The organism is Bradyrhizobium sp. Crot121 (assembly GCF_059512385.1).
In genome coordinates, this window is the sequence record NZ_JCAMOR010000476.1 from 1 (window position 1) to 370 (window position 370).

The 370-nt window shown below is 71.6% G+C and carries 1 protein-coding gene; it reads left to right on the forward strand.

Annotated elements, in window-relative coordinates; genetic code table 11:
- Positions 1-370, forward strand: a 370-nt coding sequence (locus tag AC5ZGW_RS47555; protein ID WP_496114327.1) for a PspA/IM30 family protein, incomplete at both ends; no start/stop codon positions are given.

Sequence of the window (370 nt, forward strand, 5' to 3'; positions counted from 1 at the left end):
GGCGCTGGCGATCGCGCAGGACCAGCAGGAAGGCCGCAAGCTCGAGGCCACCAATGCGCGCATCGCCGATCTCGAGACCCGTGCCGTTGCGGCGCTGGATGGCGGCCGCGAGGACCTCGCCAAGGAGGCCGCCGACGCCATTGCGGCCCTGGAGGCCGATCGCGATGCGGCCATGACGGCGCGCGCGCTGTTCGCGACCGAGATCATCAGGTTGAAGCGCCACGTCGCCAACGCGCAGGCCCGTATCACCGAGCTCGATCGCGGTCGCCGGATCGCGCGTGCCTCTGACGCGGTGCGCTCGCTTCGCCGCAGCGGCATCGAGGCCGCGCGCCCCTATGAATCGACATTGCCGGAGGCGGAGGGCACGCTG